This is a genomic window from Cellulomonas sp. P22, assembly GCF_044392165.1.
The window spans coordinates 16,109-37,068 of record NZ_JBISBW010000001.1 but is presented as its reverse complement, the minus strand read 5'-3'; the positions used below and the strand labels follow the sequence as shown (position 1 = coordinate 37,068).

At 73.0% G+C, this 20,960-nt stretch carries 25 protein-coding genes; 13 read left to right on the top strand and 12 right to left on the bottom strand.

Annotated elements, in window-relative coordinates; all coding sequences use genetic code 11:
- Positions 1-37: 37 nt before the first annotated feature.
- Positions 38-721 carry a phosphoserine phosphatase SerB gene (gene serB / locus ACGIF2_RS00195; RefSeq protein ID WP_396042229.1) on the top strand — a complete coding sequence of 228 codons (684 nt, stop codon included), beginning with the start codon at positions 38-40 and terminating at the stop codon, positions 719-721.
- Positions 722-757: 36 nt separating this feature from the next.
- Here the strand turns inward: serB and ACGIF2_RS00190 are convergent, their stop codons facing one another.
- The 3 genes from ACGIF2_RS00190 to ACGIF2_RS00180 all read right to left on the bottom strand — a co-directional run bounded on the left by ACGIF2_RS00190 (position 758) and on the right by ACGIF2_RS00180 (position 2,851).
- On the bottom strand, positions 758-1,282 hold the full coding sequence (locus ACGIF2_RS00190) for a SixA phosphatase family protein (protein WP_396042227.1): 525 nt from the start codon (positions 1,280-1,282) through the stop codon (positions 758-760).
- A gap of 4 nt (positions 1,283-1,286) precedes the next feature.
- A complete protein-coding gene (gene fabI, locus ACGIF2_RS00185) occupies positions 1,287-2,054 on the bottom strand; it encodes an enoyl-ACP reductase FabI (protein ID WP_396042225.1) in 768 nt (255 codons plus the stop codon).
- Between the two features lie 65 nt (positions 2,055-2,119).
- Entirely contained in the window at positions 2,120-2,851 is a 732-nt protein-coding gene (locus ACGIF2_RS00180) for a beta-ketoacyl-ACP reductase (protein ID WP_396042223.1), read from the bottom strand.
- Between the two features lie 142 nt (positions 2,852-2,993).
- On the opposite strand from ACGIF2_RS00180, the gene ACGIF2_RS00175 reads away from it, so the two are divergent.
- The 3 genes from ACGIF2_RS00175 to ACGIF2_RS00165 are packed head-to-tail and all read left to right on the top strand — an operon-like array spanning position 2,994 to position 4,461.
- A complete protein-coding gene (locus ACGIF2_RS00175; RefSeq protein WP_396042221.1) occupies positions 2,994-3,326 on the top strand; it encodes a DUF3099 domain-containing protein in 333 nt (110 codons plus the stop codon).
- On the top strand, positions 3,323-3,565 hold the full coding sequence (locus ACGIF2_RS00170) for a hypothetical protein (protein WP_396042219.1): 243 nt from the start codon (positions 3,323-3,325) through the stop codon (positions 3,563-3,565). The genes ACGIF2_RS00175 and ACGIF2_RS00170 overlap by 4 nt, the downstream gene beginning before the upstream one ends.
- Positions 3,562-4,461, top strand: coding sequence for an SURF1 family protein (locus ACGIF2_RS00165; RefSeq protein ID WP_396042217.1), 900 nt, complete (start codon positions 3,562-3,564; stop codon positions 4,459-4,461). Before ACGIF2_RS00170 ends, ACGIF2_RS00165 begins: the two co-directional genes overlap by 4 nt.
- A 62-nt stretch (positions 4,462-4,523) precedes the next feature.
- Here ACGIF2_RS00165 and ACGIF2_RS00160 read toward each other — a convergent pair whose 3' ends face one another.
- Positions 4,524-6,122, bottom strand: coding sequence for an ABC-F family ATP-binding cassette domain-containing protein (locus ACGIF2_RS00160; protein WP_396042215.1), 1,599 nt, complete (start codon positions 6,120-6,122; stop codon positions 4,524-4,526).
- 172 nt (positions 6,123-6,294) lie between these two features.
- Between ACGIF2_RS00160 and ACGIF2_RS00155 the strand changes: the two genes are divergently transcribed.
- The 4 genes from ACGIF2_RS00155 (at position 6,295) to ACGIF2_RS00140 (ending at position 9,268) form a co-directional block, all read left to right on the top strand.
- On the top strand, positions 6,295-6,936 hold the full coding sequence (locus ACGIF2_RS00155) for a biotin transporter BioY (RefSeq protein WP_396042212.1): 642 nt from the start codon (positions 6,295-6,297) through the stop codon (positions 6,934-6,936).
- Positions 6,937-6,949: 13 nt separating this feature from the next.
- Positions 6,950-7,675 carry an energy-coupling factor ABC transporter ATP-binding protein gene (locus ACGIF2_RS00150; protein ID WP_396042210.1) on the top strand — a complete coding sequence of 242 codons (726 nt, stop codon included), beginning with the start codon at positions 6,950-6,952 and terminating at the stop codon, positions 7,673-7,675.
- The gene (locus ACGIF2_RS00145) at positions 7,672-8,313 is read left to right on the top strand and encodes an energy-coupling factor transporter transmembrane component T family protein (RefSeq protein ID WP_396042208.1); all 642 of its coding nucleotides are present in this window, start codon (positions 7,672-7,674) and stop codon (positions 8,311-8,313) included. Before ACGIF2_RS00150 ends, ACGIF2_RS00145 begins: the two co-directional genes overlap by 4 nt.
- An 82-nt stretch (positions 8,314-8,395) precedes the next feature.
- Entirely contained in the window at positions 8,396-9,268 is an 873-nt protein-coding gene (locus ACGIF2_RS00140) for a neutral zinc metallopeptidase (protein ID WP_396042206.1), read from the top strand.
- Positions 9,269-9,328: 60 nt separating this feature from the next.
- Here the strand turns inward: ACGIF2_RS00140 and ACGIF2_RS00135 are convergent, their stop codons facing one another.
- The 8 genes from ACGIF2_RS00135 to ACGIF2_RS00100 are packed head-to-tail and all read right to left on the bottom strand — an operon-like array spanning position 9,329 to position 16,144.
- Complete coding sequence (locus ACGIF2_RS00135; RefSeq protein ID WP_396042204.1) at positions 9,329-9,661, bottom strand: metal-sulfur cluster assembly factor; 333 nt, start codon at positions 9,659-9,661, stop codon at positions 9,329-9,331.
- Positions 9,658-10,146: a Fe-S cluster assembly sulfur transfer protein SufU gene (gene sufU, locus ACGIF2_RS00130; RefSeq protein ID WP_396042202.1), complete on the bottom strand. Its 489-nt coding sequence runs from the start codon at positions 10,144-10,146 to the stop codon at positions 9,658-9,660. The genes ACGIF2_RS00135 and sufU overlap by 4 nt, the downstream gene beginning before the upstream one ends.
- A gap of 10 nt (positions 10,147-10,156) precedes the next feature.
- On the bottom strand, positions 10,157-11,479 hold the full coding sequence (locus ACGIF2_RS00125) for a SufS family cysteine desulfurase (protein WP_396042200.1): 1,323 nt from the start codon (positions 11,477-11,479) through the stop codon (positions 10,157-10,159).
- A 47-nt stretch (positions 11,480-11,526) separates the two neighbouring features.
- Positions 11,527-12,291, bottom strand: a complete 765-nt coding sequence (sufC, locus tag ACGIF2_RS00120; RefSeq protein ID WP_396042198.1) for a Fe-S cluster assembly ATPase SufC — start codon at positions 12,289-12,291, stop codon at positions 11,527-11,529.
- A gap of 20 nt (positions 12,292-12,311) precedes the next feature.
- Positions 12,312-12,644 (bottom strand): non-heme iron oxygenase ferredoxin subunit, encoded by a 333-nt coding sequence (locus ACGIF2_RS00115; RefSeq protein ID WP_396042196.1) that lies wholly within the window; start codon positions 12,642-12,644, stop codon positions 12,312-12,314.
- On the bottom strand, positions 12,641-13,930 hold the full coding sequence (sufD, locus tag ACGIF2_RS00110) for a Fe-S cluster assembly protein SufD (RefSeq protein WP_396042194.1): 1,290 nt from the start codon (positions 13,928-13,930) through the stop codon (positions 12,641-12,643). The genes ACGIF2_RS00115 and sufD overlap by 4 nt, the downstream gene beginning before the upstream one ends.
- Entirely contained in the window at positions 13,930-15,372 is a 1,443-nt protein-coding gene (gene sufB / locus ACGIF2_RS00105) for a Fe-S cluster assembly protein SufB (RefSeq protein WP_396042192.1), read from the bottom strand. Before sufB ends, sufD begins: the two co-directional genes overlap by 1 nt.
- 1 nt (position 15,373) lies before the next feature.
- The gene (locus tag ACGIF2_RS00100) at positions 15,374-16,144 is read right to left on the bottom strand and encodes a helix-turn-helix transcriptional regulator (protein WP_396042190.1); all 771 of its coding nucleotides are present in this window, start codon (positions 16,142-16,144) and stop codon (positions 15,374-15,376) included.
- A 138-nt stretch (positions 16,145-16,282) separates the two neighbouring features.
- Here ACGIF2_RS00100 and ACGIF2_RS00095 point away from each other — a divergent pair, with 138 nt between their 5' ends.
- The 5 genes from ACGIF2_RS00095 to ACGIF2_RS00075 all read left to right on the top strand — a co-directional run bounded on the left by ACGIF2_RS00095 (position 16,283) and on the right by ACGIF2_RS00075 (position 20,896).
- Complete coding sequence (locus ACGIF2_RS00095; RefSeq protein ID WP_396042188.1) at positions 16,283-17,227, top strand: ABC transporter ATP-binding protein; 945 nt, start codon at positions 16,283-16,285, stop codon at positions 17,225-17,227.
- Positions 17,224-18,015, top strand: coding sequence for an ABC transporter permease (locus ACGIF2_RS00090; RefSeq protein WP_396042187.1), 792 nt, complete (start codon positions 17,224-17,226; stop codon positions 18,013-18,015). Before ACGIF2_RS00095 ends, ACGIF2_RS00090 begins: the two co-directional genes overlap by 4 nt.
- A 112-nt stretch (positions 18,016-18,127) precedes the next feature.
- A complete protein-coding gene (locus tag ACGIF2_RS00085) occupies positions 18,128-19,108 on the top strand; it encodes an ATP-binding cassette domain-containing protein (protein ID WP_396042185.1) in 981 nt (326 codons plus the stop codon).
- Positions 19,105-19,908: an ABC transporter permease gene (locus ACGIF2_RS00080; protein WP_396042183.1), complete on the top strand. Its 804-nt coding sequence runs from the start codon at positions 19,105-19,107 to the stop codon at positions 19,906-19,908. The genes ACGIF2_RS00085 and ACGIF2_RS00080 overlap by 4 nt, the downstream gene beginning before the upstream one ends.
- 64 nt (positions 19,909-19,972) lie before the next feature.
- On the top strand, positions 19,973-20,896 hold the full coding sequence (locus ACGIF2_RS00075; RefSeq protein ID WP_396042181.1) for a heme A synthase: 924 nt from the start codon (positions 19,973-19,975) through the stop codon (positions 20,894-20,896).
- Positions 20,897-20,960 lie beyond the last annotated feature (64 nt).

Here is a 20,960-nt window from a genome sequence, read left to right as displayed (position 1 = left end):
CCGCCAGGCATCCTGGCGGGCGCACTACCCTGCCCGTGTGAGCCCGACCACCTCTGAACCGAGCACCCCGCCTGCCCCCGGCCCGCGTCGACTGGTCGTCATGGACGTCGACTCGACGCTCATCACGGCCGAGGTCATCGAGCTGCTGGCCGCCCGCGCGGGCTCGCTCGACGAGGTCGCCGAGATCACGGACCGGGCCATGCGCGGCGAGCTCGACTTCGCGCAGTCGCTGCACCAGCGTGTCGCGACCCTCGCGGGGCTCCGGGCCACCGTGTTCGACGAGGTGCTCGGCGAGGTCGAGCTGACCCCCGGAGCCGGCGAGCTCGTCGCCGAGCTCGCCGCGCGCGACTGGCCGCTCGCGCTCGTCTCGGGGGGCTTCCTCGAGGTCGTCGCGCCGCTCGCGGCCGGTCTCGGGATCACGCGCTACCGCGCCAACGGTCTCGAGGTCAGCGACGGCGTGCTCACGGGCCGGGTCCACGGGCCCGTGATCGACCGGGCCGCCAAGGCCCACGCGCTGCACGAGTTCGCGGCGGAGGTCGGGGTTCCCCTGGACCGCACGATCGCGATCGGCGACGGGGCGAACGACCTCGACATGCTCGATCAGGCGGGCTTCGGCATCGCGTTCAACGCCAAGCCGCTCGTGTGCGGGCAGGCAGACGCGGTGGTGCGCGGGCGCCTCGACGACGTGCTCGCGCTCCCACCGTTCACCTCGGCGGGTTGACGGCCTTCGGGCGGTCGCTCGTCGGGCGGTCGCTCGTCAGGCGGTGGGTGTGACGAGCCGCACGAGGCGTGCCCCGTCGGGCTCGAGCGCCGACCACGGCACGTCGGTCTCGAGCACCGTGTAGCTCGCTGTCGGCACACCCACCCGGACCCGCTCGAGCACGGCCTCGTCCGAACCGGGGCCGGCGAGCGTCGCCGCGGCCTGGGACACGACGGGCTCGTGCCCCACGACCAGAAGCGTGGTGACGTCGTCACCCACCTCGCGCACGATCTCCAGGAGCCGGCGCACACCCGCGTGGTAGGCCTCGTCGTTGACGTCGACCGACTGCGGGTCGCCCGCGAGCGCGGTCCGTGCCAGGTCCCAGGTCTGGCGCGTGCGCACCGACGACGAGCAGATCACGTGGTCCGGGATGAGCTGGTCGCGGCTCAGGCTCGCCCCCACGTCCGCGGCCTGCCGGCGTCCGGGGAGCGCGAGGGGGCGCAGGCGGTCGTCGAGCCGGTCCGGGTGCTCGGCCTTGGCGTGCCGGAGGATGACGAGACGGCGCGAGGTGGGTGCGTTCACCCCCCTAGAGTCCCATCGCGTGCACGCCTCCGTCGACGTGCACGATCTCGCCCGTGGTCGCGGGGAACCAGTCGGACAGCAGCGCGGCGACCGCGCGGGCGGTCGGCTCGGGGTCGGTGACGTCCCAGCCGAGCGGCGCACGGTCGGGCCAGCCGCCCTCCATCTGCTCGAAACCGGGGATCGACTTGGCGGCCGTCGTGCGGATCGGGCCGGCCGAGACGAGGTTGACCCGCACCCCTTCGGGGCCGAGGTCGCGGGCGAGGTAGCGGGCCGTGGACTCGAACGCGGCCTTCGCCACACCCATCCAGTCGTACACGGGCCACGCGTAGCGCGCGTCGAACGTCAGGCCCACGATCGACGAGCCGCGAGCGAGGAGCGGCTGCGCGGCGACCGCGAGCGACTTGAGCGAGAACGCCGAGACCTGCACGGCGGTCGCCACGTCCTCCCACTCCCCCGCGAGGAAGTTGCCGCCCATGACCGACTGGGGCGCGAACCCGATCGAGTGCACGACGCCGTCGAGGCCGTCCACGTGCTCCCGCACCCGGTCCGCGAGCGCCGCCAGGTCCTCGGCCGACGTCACGTCGAGCTGGACCACGGGGGCGGGGGCCGGCAGCCGGCGGGCGATCGCCTGGGTGAGCCGGAACTGGCGGCCGAAGGACGTCAGCACGACCTCGGCCCCCTGCTCCTGCGCGAGACGCGCGACGTGGAACGCGATCGAGCTGTCCGTGAGGACGCCGGTGACGAGGAGCTTCTTGCCGGTGAGCAGACCCATGGGAGGTGTTCCGTTCCGGTAGTCGGGTCAGGCGCGGGTGGCACGCGCCTGGAGGGTGCGAGAGGTCAGTGACCCATGCCGAGGCCGCCGTCGACGGGCACGACTGCCCCCGAGACGTAGGCCGCGTCGGGCGAGGCGAGGAACTGGACCACGCCGGCGACCTCGTCGGGCAGCGCGAAGCGGCCGAGCGGGATCGACGCCCGGTAGGCCTCCTGCCGCTCGGGCGGGAGCTCGGCCGTCATGGCCGTGTCGATGAAACCGGGGGCGACGACGTTCGCGGTGATGCCGCGCCCGCCGAGCTCACGGGTGAGCGAGCGGGCCATGCCGACGAGCCCGGCCTTGGACGCCGCGTAGTTGACCTGCCCGGGCGCGCCGTACAGCCCGACCACGGACGAGACGAGGACGATCCGGCCGCGACGCATCCGGATCATGCCCTTGGAGGCCCGGCGCACGCAGCGGAACGCCCCGGTGAGGTTGACGTCGAGCACCTGCTCGAACTCCTCGTCGGTCATGCGCAGCAGCAGCTGGTCGCGGGTGATGCCGGCGTTGGCGACGAGCACCTCGACGGGGCCGTGCTGGGCCTCGACCTCGGTGAAGGCCGCGTCGACGGCTGCGGTGTCGCGCACGTCACCCACGGCACCCAGGACCCCCTCCGGGAGGTCGCCGCTGCGGTAGATGGTGGCGACCTTGTCACCGTTCGCCACGAAGCGCTCGGCGATCGCACGGCCGATCCCTCGGTTCGCGCCGGTCACGAGCACGCTGCGAGGTGCGGGCGGGTTCTGGGTGGTCTGGGGCACGAAAGCCGACGCTAGCCGACCTGCGCGCCCGTCAGGGGCAACGCCGTCGCACACGTTGGCGTGCCGTCGTTGTCCGGTCCGCACAACGACCGGGCCACGACGGGCGGGTTCCCGCGCCCCCGGGCGGACTTAAGATCGGATGATGAGCAGGAAGCAGCCGGACGCCGAGGAGGTCCATCGGATCACCACGGCGCCAGAGGCTCTCGCTGAGGACGTGGCCCGCCGCACGCGGCACTACCTGGTGCAGATGGGCGTGCGTGTCGTGTGCTTCGTGGTGGCCGTGCTGACGTGGCACCACGTGCCGGGCGTCCTGTCGGCCGCGCTGATCGTGGCGGCGGTCGTGCTGCCGTACGTCGCGGTCCTGCTCGCCAACGCGGGGCGGGTGCGCAACGACGACGCACAGCTCATGGACCCACGCACCCTCGGGGCCGGGCACGCACCGGAGACCGACCAGCACGGAGGCACCCACCGATGAACCTGCTGTCCCCCACGCCCGATGCGATCGACGAGCTCGTGTGCAGCGCACGCAGCTGCCGCGACGAGGCGGCCTGGGGCCTGTTGTGGAACAACCCCAAGATCCACACCCCCGAGCGCCGCAAGGTGTGGCTCGCGTGCGACGGCCACCGGGCGCACCTCGAGGAGTACCTCAACGTGCGCTCGTTCCTGCGTGACACGGTCCCCGTGGCCGACCTGCCGGTGACCGACGTCCGATGACCCCTCGGGTGCGCCGCGCCGTCGGCCTCGTGCTGCTCGGTGCCGTCCTTGCCGTGACCTGCACGTTCCTGGGCCGCTGGCAGTGGCACCGCCACGTGGCCCGCGACGCGCGCATCCAGGTGGTGGAGCAGAACTACGACGCCGCGCCTGTCCCGCTCACCGAGGTGCTCCCCTCGCCGTCGACGCGGCTGACGGCGGGTGACGAGTGGCGTCAGGTGAGCGTGTCGGGCCGCTACGAGGCGCAGTCCACCGTGCTGCTGCGCAACCGGCCGGTCGAGAGCACAGCCGGGTACCACGTGCTGGTCCCGTTCGTCACCGACCCTGACGGTGCCGTGCTGCTGGTCGACCGGGGCTTCGTGCCCATGGGCGCGGACGGCTCGTCCGAGGTCGACGTCCCGACCCCACCCGCGGGTCAGGTCACCGTCACGGTGCGGCTGCGCCAGGACGAGCCCGCCCTGGGCCGCCCGTCGCCCGCGGGCCAGGTGCAGTCGATCACGGTGGACGAGGTGCTGGCCGCGGGGGACGTGCCCACGGACGGCGCGACGGACGCCGGTGCGTACCGGGCGTACGGGTCGCTGGTCAGCGAGGACCCGGCCCCGGCCACCGCCCTCGTGGCGCTGCCCGTCCCGAGCACCGACCCGGGCTCGCACCTGTCCTACGCGTTCCAGTGGTGGACGTTCGCGCTCGGCTCGTTCGTGGGCTTCGCGTGGTTCGCTCGCCGTGAGCTGCACGAGGAGGACGAGGTGGACGGGCCCGACGACGGAGCCCCGGACCCCGACGCGCCGTCGGCTCCCGCCCCACGCCCCTCAACGGCCCCGCGCCCCTCACCGGCCCCGCGTCGCCGTCCGAGCGCCGAGGACGAGGAGGACGCCCTGCTGGACGCCCAGCAAGGCTGACCTCGTCAGCGCGCGCCACCCGGGTCCGGAACACCGGTCCAGGCGCGCGCGCCGGCTGTCGCTCAGGCGAGCGAGATCAGGTCCAGGTAGTCCGGGCCCCACAGGTCCTCGACGCCGTCGGGCAGCAGCACGATGCGCTCCGGGTTGAGCGCCTCGACCGCGCCCTCGTCGTGGCTCACGAGGACCACGGCCCCCGTGTACGAGCGCAGTGCCGCGAGGATCTCCTGGCGGCTGGCCGGGTCGAGGTTGTTGGTGGGCTCGTCGAGCAGCAGCACGTTCGCGGCCGAGACCACGAGGGCCGCGAGCGCCAGACGGGTCTTCTCGCCGCCCGAGAGCACCCGGGCCGGCTTGTCGGCGTCGTCCCCCGAGAACAGGAACGAGCCGAGCACCGAGCGCACCTGGGTGTCGGTGAGGTCCGGCGCGGACGAGCGCATGTTCTCCACGACCGTGCGGTCCAGGTCGAGCGTCTCGTGCTCCTGCGCGTAGTACCCGAGCTTGAGCCCGTGCCCCGCGCGCACCTCGCCCGTGTCGGGCTTGTCGATGCCCGCGAGCATGCGCAGCAGCGTCGTCTTGCCCGCACCGTTGAGGCCGAGCACCACGACCTTGCTGCCCCGGTCGATCGCGAGGTCGACGTCCGTGAAGACCTCCTGCGAGCCGTACGACTTGGACAGGCCCGACGCTGTGAGCGGCGTCTTGCCGCAGGGCGCCGGGTCGGGGAACCGCAGGTGCGCGACCTTGTCGCTCGCGCGGACCTCCTCGAGCCCCGAGAGCATCCGCTCGGCGCGGCGCATCATGTTCTGCGCGGCGACGGCCTTGGTCGCCTTGGCCCGCATCTTGTCGGCCTGGGCGAGCAGCACCGTGGCCTTCTTCTCGGTGTTGGCGCGCTCGCGCTTGCGCCGCTTCTCGTCGGTCTCGCGCTGGAGCAGGTACGCGTCCCAGCCCAGGTTGTACTGGTCGAGCTCACCCCGGTTCGCGTCCAGGTGGAAGACCTTGTTCACGGTGGCGCGGAGCAGCTCGGTGTCGTGGCTGATGACCACGAAGCCGCCCGAGTACGACTTGAGGTAGTCGCGCAGCCACAGGATCGAGTCGGCGTCGAGGTGGTTCGTCGGCTCGTCGAGCAGCAGCGTCTCGACACCCGAGAACAGGATCCGGGCGAGCTCGACGCGGCGCCGCTGCCCACCGGACAGCGTGCCGATCGTCTGGCCCAGCACGCGGTCGTCGAGGCCCAGGTTCGCGGCGATGCGGTGCGCCTCGCTCTCGGCCGCGTACCCGCCCGCGGCCTGGAACCGCGCGTCGAGCTTCGAGTAGCGCTCCATCGCCGCGTCGCGTGTCTCGTCGTCGGCGCTGGCCATCGCGCCCTCGGTCTCACGCATCGACCGGACGATCTCGTCGAGCCCGCGGGCGGAGAGCACGCGGTCGAGGGCGAGGACGTCGAGGTCGCCCGTGCGCGGGTCCTGCGGCAGATAGCCGACATCGCCCGTCCGGGTGATCTGGCCGCCGGTCGGCAGGGTCTCACCGGCGAGCGTCTTGGTGAGGGTCGTCTTGCCGGCGCCGTTGCGCCCGACCAGACCGATCCGGTCACCTGCCGCGATCCGGAAGGTGGCCTCCTCGAGGAGCACTCGGGCGCCGACGCGCAGCTCGACGGCGTGGGCAGTGATCACTGATGTCCTTCCGAGGCCGGTCGACGACCGGCTGGGGTTTCCTCCGACTGCCCGCCGTCACCGTTGGACGTGGGCACAAACGCCACCAAGTCTACGACCGGCTAGCGTTGTCAACGGCCCGATGACCCTGTCCGGGCTCACAGCAGACCTCCCCCGCACCGTCAGGAGAGCCATGTCGCACGTCCCGGGCGAGCCCCTCACCGGCACCACGGACAGCGTGAGCAGCACGGTCCCGCTCCCCGTCGCCCGCTCGTCGGCGGCGACCGACGTGGCCCTCGTGGCGACGTTCGCGGCCCTCCTCGCGGTGTGCGCGATCCTGCCGCCCGTCGCCGTCGCGGGCCTCGCGGTGCCGATCACGCTGCAGACGTTCGGCGTGATGCTCGCGGGGCTCGTGCTCGGACCCCGGCGCGGCGCCCTCGCGGTGCTGCTCTACCTCGCGGTCGGGCTCGCGGGCCTGCCCGTGTTCGCCGGCGGCACGGGCGGCGTCGGCGTGCTCGGCACGGCCTCGGCCGGCTACCTGGTCGCGTTCCCGTTCGCGGCGCTCGTCGCAGGTTTCCTCGCGAGCCGCACCGGGGCGCTGCGCCCGGCGCTGCGGTACGCGGCGCTGTTCGGCTCGGCGATGACCGCGAGCCTGCTGCTGGTCCACCCGCTCGGCATCACGGTCATGGGCTGGCGCCTGGGCATGTCGGCGACCGAGGCGATCGCCGCCGGCGCGGTCTTCCTGCCCGGCGACGTCGTCAAGAACCTCCTCGCGGCGCTCGTCGCGTCGGCCGTGCTCCGGGCCTTCCCCGACCTGCTGCGCCGCGCGCGCTGACACGGCCCGCCCGATGATCGAGCTCGACGCCGCCACCGTCACCGCGTACGCCGCGCGTGACGGCGGCGGCGCGCCCGACGAGGTCCGCACGCTGCTGCACCCCGTGACGTGTCGGCTCACCGAGCGGCGCATCGCCGTGATCGGGGCGAACGGCTCGGGCAAGTCCACCCTCGCGCGGCTCGTCAACGGCCTCACGCTGCCCTCGGCGGGCACCGTGCGGGTCGACGGCCTCGACACCGTGCGCCAGGGACCCGCGGTGCGGCGCAGGGTCGGGTTCGTCTTCTCCGACCCCGACGCGCAGCTCGTGATGCCGACGGCCGTCGAGGACGTCGCGCTCTCGCTGCGCCGCCTCGGCCTGCGCGCGTCCGAGCGGGACGCACGGGCCCGCGAGATCCTCGACCGCTTCGGGCTCGCCGCCCGCACCGAGGTCCCGGTGCACGCGCTGTCGGGCGGGCAGAAGCAGCTCCTCGCGCTCGCCGGGGTGCTCGCGACCGAACCCGCCGTGCTCGTGTGCGACGAGCCGACCACGCTGCTCGACCTGCGCTGGCGCCGCGTCGTCGACGACCTGCTCGCGGGGCTCGAGCAGCAGGTGCTCCTCGTGACGCACGACCTCGAGGCCGCCGCGCGCGCCGACCGGGTGCTCGTGGTCGACGAGGGCACAGTGGTGCACGACGGCGACCCGCACGCCGGGGTCGCGCGTTACCGCGAGCTCATGGCAGCGATCCCGGCGCCGCTGTGAGGAGCGCGCGTGGCCCCCGGCGTCGGCCGTGGGCGGGCCCGCTCGGGCTCTACCACCCCGGCACGACCCCGCTGCACCGGGCGGGCCCCGCCCCCAAGCTCGCCGGGCTCACCCTGCTCAGCGTGCTCGTCGTCGCTCTCACGGGCGTGCCCGCGACCCTCGTGCTGCTCGCCGTAGCGGTCGCCATGGCGCTGGTCGGCCGGGTCCCGCTGCGGACCACGCTGCGCGGCGCCGCCCCCGTGCTGGTGACCGCCGCCCTGGTGCTCGCCTACCAGTGGTGGGCGCGCGGCTGGCAGGTCGGCCTCGAGGTCGCGCTCGACCTCGTCACGATCGTGCTGGCCGCGAGCGTGCTGACGGCGACCACCCGGTCCGACCACATGCTCGACGCGCTGGCCCGAGCCGCACGGCCTCTGCGGCACGTCGGGCTGCCGCCCGAGACGTTCGCGCTGGCCGTGAGCCTCATGCTGCGCGCCGTCCCCGCGCTCGTGGAGACGTTCGGCGAGGTCCGCGACGCGGCCTGGGCTCGCGGCCTCGACCGTGACCCCCGCGCCCTGCTCGCCCCCGCGGCGGTGCGGACCGTCGCCCGCGCACGGGCGACGGGCGACGCGCTGGCCGCACGCGGCATCGGCGAGGACTGACCTGCCCCACCCGGCGTCCGACGCGTGCACGGACCTGGACGCTCGACCTGCACGCTGAGCGGGTCGCGGTTAAATTCACCGGATGACGTTCAACGAGGGTGGCAGCTTCGAGGGTGGCCGAGTCCAGAGCCGGCGCGGCGGCAAGGGTGTCGCGGTCGGCGGCGGCATCGGGGCGCTGGTCGTCGCGGTGGTCGCCGCGGTGTGGGGCGTCGACCTCTCGTCCGCCGTGAACGGCCTGAGCGGCGGCGCGTCCGAGGAGCAGTCGACCGTCGCCAGGTGCACCGCCGAGCAGGCCAACGCCGACCGCGCGTGCCGCCTCTCCGGGACCGCGCGGTCGCTCGACGCGTACTGGTCGCAGGCGCTGCCCGCCGCCGGGCTGACGTTCGCCGAGCCGGGCGTGGTCGAGTTCGCCGACGCGACCTCCACGGGCTGCGGGCAGGCATCGTCCGCCACCGGCCCGTTCTACTGCCCGCCCGACCAGGCCATCTACATGGACCTGACCTTCTTCGACGAGCTGCGCACGAGCTACGGCGCGACGGGCGGCCCGCTCGCCGAGATGTACGTGACGGCGCACGAGTACGGCCACCACGTCCAGCAGCTCACCGGCGTCATGGACACCGCCGAGCGCGGCGGGACGGGGGCCACGTCCGACTCGGTGCGGGTCGAGCTCCAGGCCGACTGCTACGCGGGGATCTGGACCGGGCACGCCGCACAGACTGTCAACCCGTCCACCGGCGTGACGTTCCTCGCCCCGATCACTCCGCAGGAGCTCGCCGACGCCCTCTCCGCCGCCGCGGCCGTGGGTGACGACCACCTGCAACAGCAGTCCGGCGGCGGCGTCGACCGCGACTCGTGGACGCACGGGTCGAGCGAGCAGCGTCAGCGCTGGTTCACCACCGGCTACGAGCAGGGCACCCTGGCCGCGTGCGACACGTTCGCAGCCTCCGAGCTCTGAGGTCGCCGCGGTGACCCGGTCACCCGGGTCGCCGCGGCCCCTCGGGCCCAGCGGGACCGCTCAGATGTTGAAGCCGAGGGCCCGCATCTGCTCGCGGCCGTCGGGCGTGATCTTCTCGGGGCCCCACGGCGGCATCCACACCCAGTTGATGCGGAAGCCGTCGACGATCCCCTCGAGCGACTGTCCCGCCTGCTCCTCGATCACGTCGGTGAGCGGGCACGCGGCCGACGTCAGCGTCATGTCGATCACCGCGTTGTTCTGCTGGTCGATCGCGACCCCGTAGACGAGGCCGAGGTCGACGACGTTGATCCCGAGCTCGGGGTCGATGACGTCGCGCAGGGCCTCCTCGACGTCGGCGGCCGTGGTCGGCCGGGCCGGGTTCGTGGCGGTCATGCGTCCTCCTGGGGGGTCGTGGCGCCGGTCTTGATGAGGGCGTCCTGCAGCGCTGCCCAGCCGAGCAGCGCGCACTTGATCCGTGCGGGGTACTTCGCGACGCCGGTGAAGGCGGTCGCATCGCCGAGGGAGTCCTCGGCGTCGTCGTCCAGGCCGGCACCCCGGGAGCCCATGAGCGCCCGGAACGTCGCACCGAGCGAGTCGGCCTCCGTCAGCTCGACGCCCGTGACCAGGTCGTGCAGCACCGAGATCGAGGCCTGGGAGATGCTGCAGCCCTGCCCCTCCCAGCTGATCTCACGCACCCGGGGCACCGGGCCGTCGGTGTCGAGCTCGACCCGCAGGGTCACCTCGTCGCCGCACGTCGGGTTGACCTGGTGCGACTCGGCCGCGACGTGCGCGGCGTCCACCAGCCCCTTGCCGTGCGGCGCACGTGCGTGGTCCAGGATGACCTGCTGGTACAGCTGCTCCATCGAGCCCGTGCTCATGAGTCCCCTCCTAGCCGACCGGGACGGTCGGCGCGTCCGTCAGTCCGAAGAACGCCCGGACCCCTGCGAGTGCTTCCCGGAAGACCTCGATCTCCTCGAGCGTCGTGTACACCGCGGCGCTCGCCCGGGCGCTCGCCGTGGCGCCCAGCCGCCGGTGCAGCGGCTGTGCGCAGTGGTGTCCCACCCGCACCGCCACACCCGCGTCGTCGAGCACCTGGCCCACGTCGTGCGCGTGCACGCCGTCGACCACGAAGGAGACGGTAGCGAGCCGGTCGCGGGTGTCCGTGGGTCCGAGGACCCGCACGCCCGGCACCGAGGCCACAGCGTCGAGCAGCGCCCGCGCGAGGTGGTGCTCGTGCGCGGCCACCGCGTCCATGCCCAGCTCGGCCAGGTAGCTCGCCGCCGCGCCCATCGCGACGGCCTGCGAGACCATCTGGGTGCCGGCCTCGAAGCGCTGCGGCGGCGGCGCGTACGTGGTGCGCTCCATCGTCACGACCTCGACCATCGACCCGCCCGTCATGACGGGCGGCATCGACTCGAGCAGCTCACGGCGCCCGTAGAGCGCCCCCACGCCGGTGGGGCCGAGCATCTTGTGCCCCGAGAAGACGGCGAAGTCCACCCCGAGCGCGGTCAGGTCGACGGGCAGGTGCGGCACCGACTGGCACGCGTCGAGCACGGTGAGGGCCCCGACCTCCCGGGCCCGGGCGACGAACGGCTCGACGGGCGTGATGGCCCCCGTGACGTTCGAGGCGTGCGTGAACGCGAGCACCCGGGTGCGGTCCGTCACGACCGTCGCGAGGTCCTCGAGGCGCAGCCGCCCGTCGTCGTGCACCCCGATCCAGCGCAGCGTGGCACCGGTCCGTTCGGCGAGCTCCTGCCACGGCACGAGGTTCGCGTGGTGCTCGGCCTCGGTCACGACGATCTCGTCACCGGGTCGCAGCGCGAACCGCTGGGCCTCGGCTCCCCCGCGGCCCAGCGACGCGTTCGACATCGCGTAGGCCACGAGGTTGATCCCGGCCGTCGCGTTCGACGTCCAGACGAGCTCGGCCGGTGAGACGCCGACGAACGCGGCGACCTGGGCGCGTGCACCCTCGAAGGCCTCGGTGGCCTCCTCGGCGAGCTGGTGGGCGCCCCGGTGCACGGCGGCGTTGCGCTGGACGTAGAAGTCCTGCTCCGCGTCGAGCACCACCTCGGGCTTCTGCGAGGTGGCCCCCGAGTCGAGGTAGACCAGCGGGCGCCCGTCCCGCACCGTGCGTGCGAGCAGCGGGAAGTCCGCCCGCACGGCGGCGAGCTCGCTCGCGCCGAGCGTCGTGCCCTCAGGGGTGTGCGTCACAGCGGTTCCGTCCTTGGTCTCGGTCTCGTGCTCGGGGGCGCCTCGGGTCAGGCGCTGACGCCCCCGGTGATGAACCGGTCGTAGCCCTCGTTCTCGAGGCGGTCGGCCAGCTCGGGGCCACCCTCCTCGGCCACGCGACCGTCGACGAAGACGTGCACGAAGTCGGGGGTGATGTAGCGCAGGATGCGCGTGTAGTGCGTGATGAGCAGCACGCCGACGTCGCCGCCGGCCCGCACCCGGTTGACGCCCTCGGACACGACGCGCAGCGCGTCGACGTCCAGGCCCGAGTCGGTCTCGTCGAGGATCGCGAACTTCGGCTTGAGGAGCTCCATCTGGAGGATCTCGTGGCGCTTCTTCTCGCCGCCCGAGAAGCCCTCGTTGACCGAGCGCTCGGCGAACGCCGGGTCCATGCGCAGGGCGTCCATGGCACCGCGGACGTCCTTGACCCACGACCGCAGCGGCGGGGCCTCGCCGTCGATCGCGGTCTTGGCGGTGCGCAGGAAGTTCGCGACGCTCACGCCGGGGACCTCGACGGGGTACTGCATGGCCAGGAACATCCCGGCACGGGCACGCTCGTCGACGCTCAGCGACAGCACGTCCTGGCCGTCGAGCGTCACGCTGCCCGAGGTGATCTGGTACTTGGGGTGGCCGGCCAGCGAGTACGCCAGCGTCGACTTGCCCGAGCCGTTCGGGCCCATGATGGCGTGGGTCTCGCCGCTGGCGATCGTCAGGTCGACGCCGCGCAGGATCGGCTTGGGGCCTTCCTTGGTCTCGACGCTGACGTGCAGGTCGCGGATCTCAAGCGTGGACATACTCAGGTTCTCCTCAAGGCTCACAGGGGCGCGTCGACATCGACGAGCACACGCTCGCCGTCGACGGTCAGGGGGTAGACGGGGACAGGACGCACGGCGGGCGGGCTGAGCGGCTTGCCGGTGCGCAGGTCGAACCGCGAGCCGTGCAGCCAGCACTCGACCGTGCAGCCCTCGACCTCACCGTCCGAGAGCGACACGGCCCCGTGGGAGCACACGTCGCTGATGGCGTGCAGCTGTCCGTCCTCGTCGCGCACGACGGCGACCTCGACGGTCCCCGACGCGCCCTCGAGCTCGACACGCAGGGTGCCGGCCACGGGGACGTCGGAGGCGTAGCACGCCAGCTGGGCGCTCATGCGCCCTCCGTCTGGGCGCCCGTCTCCGAACCCGCGACGTGCGGCTCGACGGCGGGGTACAGGTCGCTCATCGACTTGGACAGCTCGGCCTCGATCGAGGCGATCAGGCGGTCCTCGACCTCGGTCACGCCGATCTGCTGGATGAGCTCGGCGAAGAAGCCGCGCACCACCAGCCGACGGGCGTCGAGCTCGGGGATGCCGCGGGCGCGCAGGTAGAACAGCTGCTCGTCGTCGAAGCGTCCCGTCGCGCTCGCGTGGCCCGCACCCTCGATGAGACCGGTCTCGATCTCGAGGTTGGGCACCGAGTCGGCGCGCGCACCGTCGCTGAGCACCAGGTTGCGGTTGAGCTCGTACGTGTCGGTGCCCTCGGCCTCGGCACGGATGAGCACGTCGCCCACCCACACCGTGTGCGCGTCCTGACCCTGGAGCGCGCCCTTGTACGTGACGCGCGAGCGGCAGCTCGGCACGGCGTGGTCGACGAAGAGGCGGTGCTCCTGGTGCTGGCCCGCGTCGGCGAAGTACAGCCCGAGCATCTCGACCGAGCCGTTCTCGCCCACGAACTCCGCGTCGGGGGTCACCCGCACGACGTCGCCCCCGAGGGTCACGACGATGTGCTTGACGGTCGCGTCACGACCCAGCCGCAGACGGTGCGAGGCGGTGTGCACCGAGCCCGGCGCCCAGTCCTGCACCGAGACGAGCGTGAGGTGCGCGCCGTCCTCGACGACGACCTCGACGGTCTCGGTGAGCATCGCGTGCCCGACGTGGTCGAGCACGACGACGGCCTCGCTGAGCTCCTGGGCGTGCACGACGAGGTGCGAGCCGGTGGGCTCGAGCGGGTCCTGGCCCTCGACGCCCTCGATGCGGATCGACGTCGCGGTCGACGCGACGGCCTGCCTCGGGATCGTCACGACCGTGGCCCGCGGGAACGAGGCCCAGGCCACGACCGCGGCACGGTCGCCGGGGCGTCCTGCCGTGCCGAGCCGGGCGTCGTCGCGGTCGACGATCTCGACGGTGACCTCGGGGGCCTCGACGACCGTCGTGAGCACGCCGTGGCCCGTGAGCACGCCGTCGGAGCCTGCCCCGAACAGCGGCGCGATCCGGTCGACGGGAGCGAAGCGCCACTCCTCCTCGCGCCCGGTGGGCACGGGGAAGTCGGCGACGTCGAACGAGGTCGCCCGCTCGGCCCGCGAGCCCTGCGGCACGACACCGTGGCTGTGGGCGCCGTCGGCCTTGGCCCGGCTGTGGTCGGTCGACAGACCGGTGGTGTCCTGTGTGGTGGTCGACATCAGCCGACGGCCCCTTCCATCTGCAGCTCGATCAGGCGGTTCAGCTCGAGGGCGTACTCCATGGGCAGCTCGCGCGCGATCGGCTCGACGAAGCCGCGCACGATCATGGCCATGGCCTCGGTCTCGGTCATCCCGCGGGACATCAGGTAGAACAGCTGGTCCTCGCTCACGCGCGAGACCGTGGCCTCGTGACCCATCGACACGTCGTCCTCACGGACGTCGACGTACGGGTAGGTGTCGGAGCGGGAGATCTGGTCGACGAGCAGCGCGTCGCACAGCACGTTGGAGGCCGAGTGCTCGGCACCCTCGAGCACCTGCACGAGACCGCGGTAGGACGTGCGCCCACCGCCGCGCGCGACCGACTTCGAGACGATCGAGGACGACGTGTGCGGTGCGGCGTGCACCATCTTGGCGCCCGCGTCCTGGTGCTGGCCCTCGCCGGCGAACGCGATCGACAGCGTCTCGCCGCGGGCGTGCTCGCCCATGAGGTAGATCGCCGGGTACTTCATCGTGACCTTCGAGCCGATGTTGCCGTCGACCCACTCCATGGTCGCGCCCTCGGCCGCGGTCGCCCGCTTGGTCACGAGGTTGTACACGTTGTTCGACCAGTTCTGGATCGTCGTGTACCGCACCCGGGCGTTCTTCTTGACGATGATCTCGACGACCGCGGAGTGCAGCGAGTCGGACGAGTACACCGGCGCGGTGCAGCCCTCGACGTAGTGCACGTACGAGCCCTCGTCCGCGATGATCAGCGTCCGCTCGAACTGGCCCATGTTCTCGGTGTTGATCCGGAAGTACGCCTGCAGCGGGATCTCGACGTGCACGCCCGGCGGCACGTAGACGAACGAGCCGCCCGACCACACCGCGGTGTTGAGCGAGGCGAACTTGTTGTCACCCGGGGGGATCACCGAGCCGAAGTACTGCTCGAAGATCTCCGGGTGCTCGCGCAGCGCCGTGTCGGTGTCGAGGAAGATGACGCCCTGCTCCTCGAGCTCCTCCTGGATCTGGTGGTAGACGACCTCGGACTCGTACTGGGCGGCGACTCCCGCGACGAGGCGCTGCTTCTCGGCCTCCGGGATGCCCAGCCGGTCGTACGTGCTCTTGATGTCGTCGGGCAGCTCTTCCCAGGTGGTGGCCTGCTTCTCCGTCGAGCGCACGAAGTACTTGATGTTGTCGAAGTCGATGCCCGTGAGGTCGGAGCCCCACCACGGCATGGGCTTCTTCTCGAACAGGCGCAGCGACTTCAGGCGCGTCTTGAGCATCCACTCGGGCTCGTTCTTGAGCGCCGAGATGTTGCGCACCACGGCCTCGGAGAGCCCGCGCTGGGCGATCGCACCCGCGTCGTCCTTGTCGTGCCACCCGTAGGTGTAGTTCCCGATCGAGGCGATCGCCTCGTCCTGGGTCAGGGGTGTGTTGGGGGCACTCTCGGTCGGTGCACTCATGTCATCGTCCTTCCGCGGGGGCAGGGGTCGTCGTCGTCGGGATGTTGGTGGTGCAGACGTGGCCGCCCCCGGCCAACGTCGCGAGGCGCTGCACGTGCACGCCGAGCAGCCGCGAGAACGCCTGCGCCTCGGCCTCGCACAGCTGCGGGAACTCGTGGGCGACCTGCTGCACGGGGCAGTGCCCCTGGCACAGCTGGATCGCGGCCGCACCGGGGACCGGGCGTGCCGTGGCGGCGTACCCGTCCTCGGCCAGGGCGTCGGCGAGGGCCTGGACCCGCGCCCGAGGGTCGGTCCCCGCGGCCTCGACGGCCGCGCTGTGGCGGTCCTCGAGCTCGCGGACCCGGCGCGCGGCGAACTGCTCGACCGCCTCGGGCCCGGCGACCTCGGCCAGGAAGCGCATCGCCTCGGTCGCGATCCCCGAGTACGCGTGCGGCTGCGCGTCCTGCCCCTCGTTCGTCACGACGTACCGGCGCGCCGGTCGGCCGCGACGGGCCGGTCCCGCGCCGCTCGCGTCGTGCACGGTGATCTGCCCGGTGCCCTCGAGCGTCGCGAGGTGCCGACGGATCGCCGTGGGGGTCAGGTCCAGGTCGGCGGCGAGCTCGGCGGCCGAGATGGGCCCCTCGGAGGTCACGAGCTGCAGCACGCGCTGCCGCGTGCCCGCATCGGGGTCGCCCAGGTCGCGCGTGGTCAGGAGCCGCACGTGCACGGGTCGCCCGTGGGCCGCGGACCGTGCAGCCGCATGCGCGCGGACGTCAGGCAGTGTCGAGCTCATACGCACCTCCCGGACGGTCCAGACGCTCGTCGATATTGGCAACATCGTTGTTGTCAATATGCTTCCGTGCAAGCAAGGTGAGCCTCACCACGCACGTGGCCCTCCGCCCGACCGGCCAGCACACCTACACTCGACGGCGTGTCCGCACCCCCCGCAGTCGAGATCCGCGGGCTCGTCAAGCGGTACGGCGGCCTCGCCGTCGTCGACGGGCTCGACCTCACCGCCGACCACGGGCGCATCACCGCTGTGCTCGGCCCCAACGGCGCAGGCAAGACCACGACGATCGAGTGCTGCGAGGGCCTGCGCACCCCCGACGAGGGCACCGTGCGCGTGCTCGGGCTCGACCCGCGCACCGACGCCGCCCGGCTGCGCCCCCGGGTCGGCGTCATGCTGCAGGACGCGGGGCTGCCCACCGGCGTCCGTGCGCTCGACCTGCTGCGGCACGTCGCGACCATGTACGCCGCGCCGCGCGACGTCGGCGAGCTGACCGAACGGCTCGGCCTCGAGTCGTTCGCCACCACGACCATCCGCCGGCTCTCGGGCGGCCAGCGTCAGCGTCTGGCCCTCGCCGCCGCCGTGGTCGGTCGCCCCGAGCTCGTGTTCCTCGACGAGCCGAGCGCGGGCATGGACCCCCAGTCGCGGCACGCGGTGTGGGACCTCGTCCGCGAGCTGCGCGCCGACGGCGTCGCCGTGGTCCTCACCACCCACCTCATGGACGAGGCCGAGGCGCTGGCCGACCACGTCGTGGTGGTCGACCACGGCGACGTCGTCGCCCAGGGTGCCGTCCGTGACCTCGTGGCCGCCGCCGAGGACCGCACGCTGCGGTTCGCCGCCTCCCCCGCGCTGGACCTGGCCGCGCTCGGCGCAGCGATCACAGCGTCCGCGGGCGGCGAGGGCGCGGCGCTCTCCGTGCACGAGCCCGCCCCCGGCGAGTACACGGTCACCGGACCCGTGACCCCCACGACGCTCGCTGCCCTGACCGCCTGGTGCGCCGCGCACGACGTGCTCGTGACCCGGACCAGCATCGGACGGCACACGCTCGAGGACGCGTTCCTCGACCTGACCGGACGGAGCCTGCGATGAGCACCGGGCCCACCGCCACCACGACCGTCTCCCGGCCGCACGCCGGACCGGCGTCACCCGCACGGCGGGTGCTCTCCCAGGCCGGGTTCGAGGCGCGCGCGATCCTGCGCAACGGCGAGCAGCTCATGGTCACGCTCGTGCTGCCGGCGCTCGTGCTCGTCGGGCTCACGCGCAGCAGCCTCGTGGGGCTCGGCACCGACGGGGCGGCGCGCATCGACTTCGTGGCCCCCGGCGTCATCGCGCTGGCCGTCATGAGCACGTCGTTCACCTCCCAGGCCATCGCGACGGCGTTCGACCGCCGCAACGGCGTGCTGCGCTTCCTCGCGACCACCCCGCTCGGGCGGCGCGGTCTGCTCGCGGGCAAGGTGCTCGCCGTGCTCGCCGTCGAGGTCGTGCAGATCGTCGTCCTGGGCGCCCTCGCTGTCACGCTCGGCTGGCGACCCGACCTCGCGGGCGTGCCCCTCGCGCTCGCCGCGGTCGCCCTCGGCACCGCGGCCTTCACCTCCCTCGCGCTGCTCGTGGCGGGCACGCTGCGCTCCGAGGCCGTGCTGGCCGTCGCGAACCTGCTGCTCGTGCTGCTCGCCGTCGGGGGTGGGGTCGTCGTGCCCGCGAGCCAGCTGCCTGGGCCGCTCGAGCACGTGGCGCTCGCCCTGCCGTCGGGCGCCCTGGGCGAGGCCCTGCGCGCGTCGCTGCTGCACGGCGGGATGCCCGGCTGGACCGCGCTCGTGCTCCTCGGCTGGACCGTGGTGCTCGGGTGGTCGGCAGCGCGGCTGTTCCGCTGGCACTGAGCGCCTCCGCGCGCCGCTGAGCGCCCCGCCACGCCGAGCACCCGGCGAGCCTCGGAGAGCTCTCTATCCGCCCGAAGCGCGCATGTCGGGCACCCGGCCTAGCATCGCCCCCATGGCTGACGCGATCACGGCGGAGGGACTCGTCAAGCGCTACGGCAAGGTGACGGCGCTCGACGGCGTCGACCTGCGTGTGCCCACCGGGTCGGTGCTCGCGCTGCTGGGGCCCAACGGCGCAGGCAAGACCACCGTCGTGCGGATCCTCACCACGCTGCTGCGCCCGACCGCGGGACGCGCGTGGGTCGCGGGCGCCGACGTGCTGGACCAACCGGCCACCGTGCGTCGCAACATCGGGCTCTCGGGCCAGTACGCGGCCGTCGACGAGTACCTCACCGGTTTCGAGAACCTCGTGATGATCGGGCGGCTCTACCACCACGGCCGCCAGCAGGCACGGTCCCGGGCGCGCGAGCTGCTCGCCTACTTCGGCCTCGAGGACGCGGGCGACCGGCCCACGCGCACCTACTCCGGGGGCATGCGCCGGCGCCTCGACCTGGCCGGCGCCCTCGTGGCCCACCCGCCGGTCCTGTTCCTCGACGAGCCCACCACCGGGCTGGACCCACGCGGACGCACCGACATGTGGGGCGTGCTGCAGCGGCTCGTCGAGGGAGGCACGACGCTGCTGCTCACGACGCAGTACCTCGAGGAGGCCGACCTGCTCGCCGACGAGATCGTCGTGATCGACCACGGCCGGATCATCGCCCAGGGCACGGCCGACGACCTCAAGCGCCAGGTCGGGGGCGAACGTGTCGAGCTCACTCTCACCGACGGGGCCCGGCTGCCCGACGCCGAGCGCCTGCTCACGCCGCTCGGGGTGGGGCCGGCCACGCTCGACCCCGACCGCCGCGGGCTCGTGATGCCCGTCGGCGGCGGCGCCACGTCGCTCGCGAACACCCTGCGGGTGCTGGACGACGCCGCGATCGGGCTCGACGACATCGGGTTGCGCCGTCCGACGCTCGACGACGTGTTCCTCACCCTCACGGGACGCAGCACCGCCGAGGAGGACGGCTCCGAGCCGAGCGAAGGAGACCACTCATGAGGGTGCCGCACGTGCTGGCCGACGCCTCGGTCGTCGCGACCCGCAACATCATCAAGATCAAGCGCGTCCCCGATCTGCTGGTGTTCACGACCCTCTCGCCGATCATGTTCGTGCTGCTGTTCGCCTACGTGTTCGGCGGTGCGATCGGCGGCGGGAGCGGTGCGAGCTACCGCGAGTACCTCATGGCGGGGATCTTCGCCCAGACCGTCATCTTCGGTGCCACGATCACGGGCGCGGGGCTCGCCGACGACGTCAAGAAGGGCATCATCGACCGTTTCCGGTCGCTGCCCATGGCACCCTCGGCCGTGCTCACGGGACGCACGCTCTCGGACGTGGTCAACAACGTCATCGTGCTCGTCGTCATGTCGCTCACCGGGCTGCTCGTCGGCTGGCGCATCCACACCTCGGCGTTCGAGGCCCTGGCAGGCTTCGGCCTGCTGCTCGTCTTCGCGTACGCGATCTCGTGGATCATGGCGTGGGTCGGGATGCTCGTCCCGAGCCCCGAGGTCGTCAACAACGCCTCGTTCGTCATCATCTTCCCGCTGACGTTCATCGCGATCACGTTCGTCCCGCTCGACACGCTGCCGGTGCCGCTCCAGCGCTTCGCGGAGTGGAACCCCGTCTCGGCTGTCACCCAGGCCGCCCGCGAGCTCTTCGGCAACATCCCCCCGGGGACCCCCGAGCCCACCGCGTGGCCGCTCGAGCACCCGGTCGTCTACACGCTCCTGTGGTCGGCGGCGATCCTCGCCGTGTTCATCCCGCTCGCGAACGCCCAGTACCGCGTCTCGACCAGCCGCTGACGCGCCGCGCATCTCACACCCGAGCGCCCCGGCGGCTCCTCGCGGCGCACGTACGCTGGTCCCCGTGAGCGCAGCCCCCGTCATCACGTCCCCCGCAGGGACCGCCCTGGACCGTCGCGCGCGCTGGACGCGCCCCGCGCTGGTCGCCAACCTCGTCGCGCAGATCGGCATCGTCGTCACCGGTGGCGCCGTGCGGCTGACCGGCTCGGGGCTGGGCTGCTCGACGTGGCCGCAGTGCGAACCGGGGGCGTTCACGCCCGCCATCCACGAGGCGACGACGCTGCACCCGTACATCGAGTTCGGCAACCGCACGCTGACCGGTGTCCTGGGCATCATCGCGCTCCTGGTCGCCGTGCTGGTGTGGGGTGACCGCGGCCGGTCGCGCTCCTACCGCCTCCTGGGTCTCGCGCCGCTGGTCGGCGTCGCGATCCAGGCCGTGATCGGCGGGATCACGGTCCTGCTCGACCTCGCCCCGGCCGTCGTCGCGCTGCACATGCTCGTCTCCCTGGGGCTCGTCGCCGCCTCGACCGTGCTGCTGGTCCGCCACCGCACGGGTGACGGCGCGCCGCGTCCGGTCGTGGCGCCGTGGCTGGGCGCCACCGGCTGGGCGCTCGCCGCGCTGACTGTCGTCGTCGTCGCGCTCGGGGTGGTCGTCACGGGTGCGGGACCGCACGGCGGCGACGACGAGGTCGCCTACCGGTTCGCTGTCGACCCGGCGCTCGCCGCCCGGGTGCACGCCCTCGCGGTGTGGGCCTTCGTCGCGGTGCTGGTCGCGCTGCTCGTCGGCCTGTTCCGGGCCCCGTCCCCCGCGACGACCCGTCGGGCCGCTCTCGTGCTGCTCGGCGTGACGCTGGCCCAGGGCCTGATCGGCTACGTGCAGTACTTCACGGGCCTGCCCGAGGTGCTGGTCGGCCTGCACATGCTCGGCGCAGGGCTGCTCGCGGCCGCGACGACGCGGGCCGTGATGTCGCTGCGCCCGCGCGCCTGACCGACACGCACGAGAGGGCCCGCACGACCAGTCCGGTCGTGCGGGCCCTCTCGTCTGCCGGGCT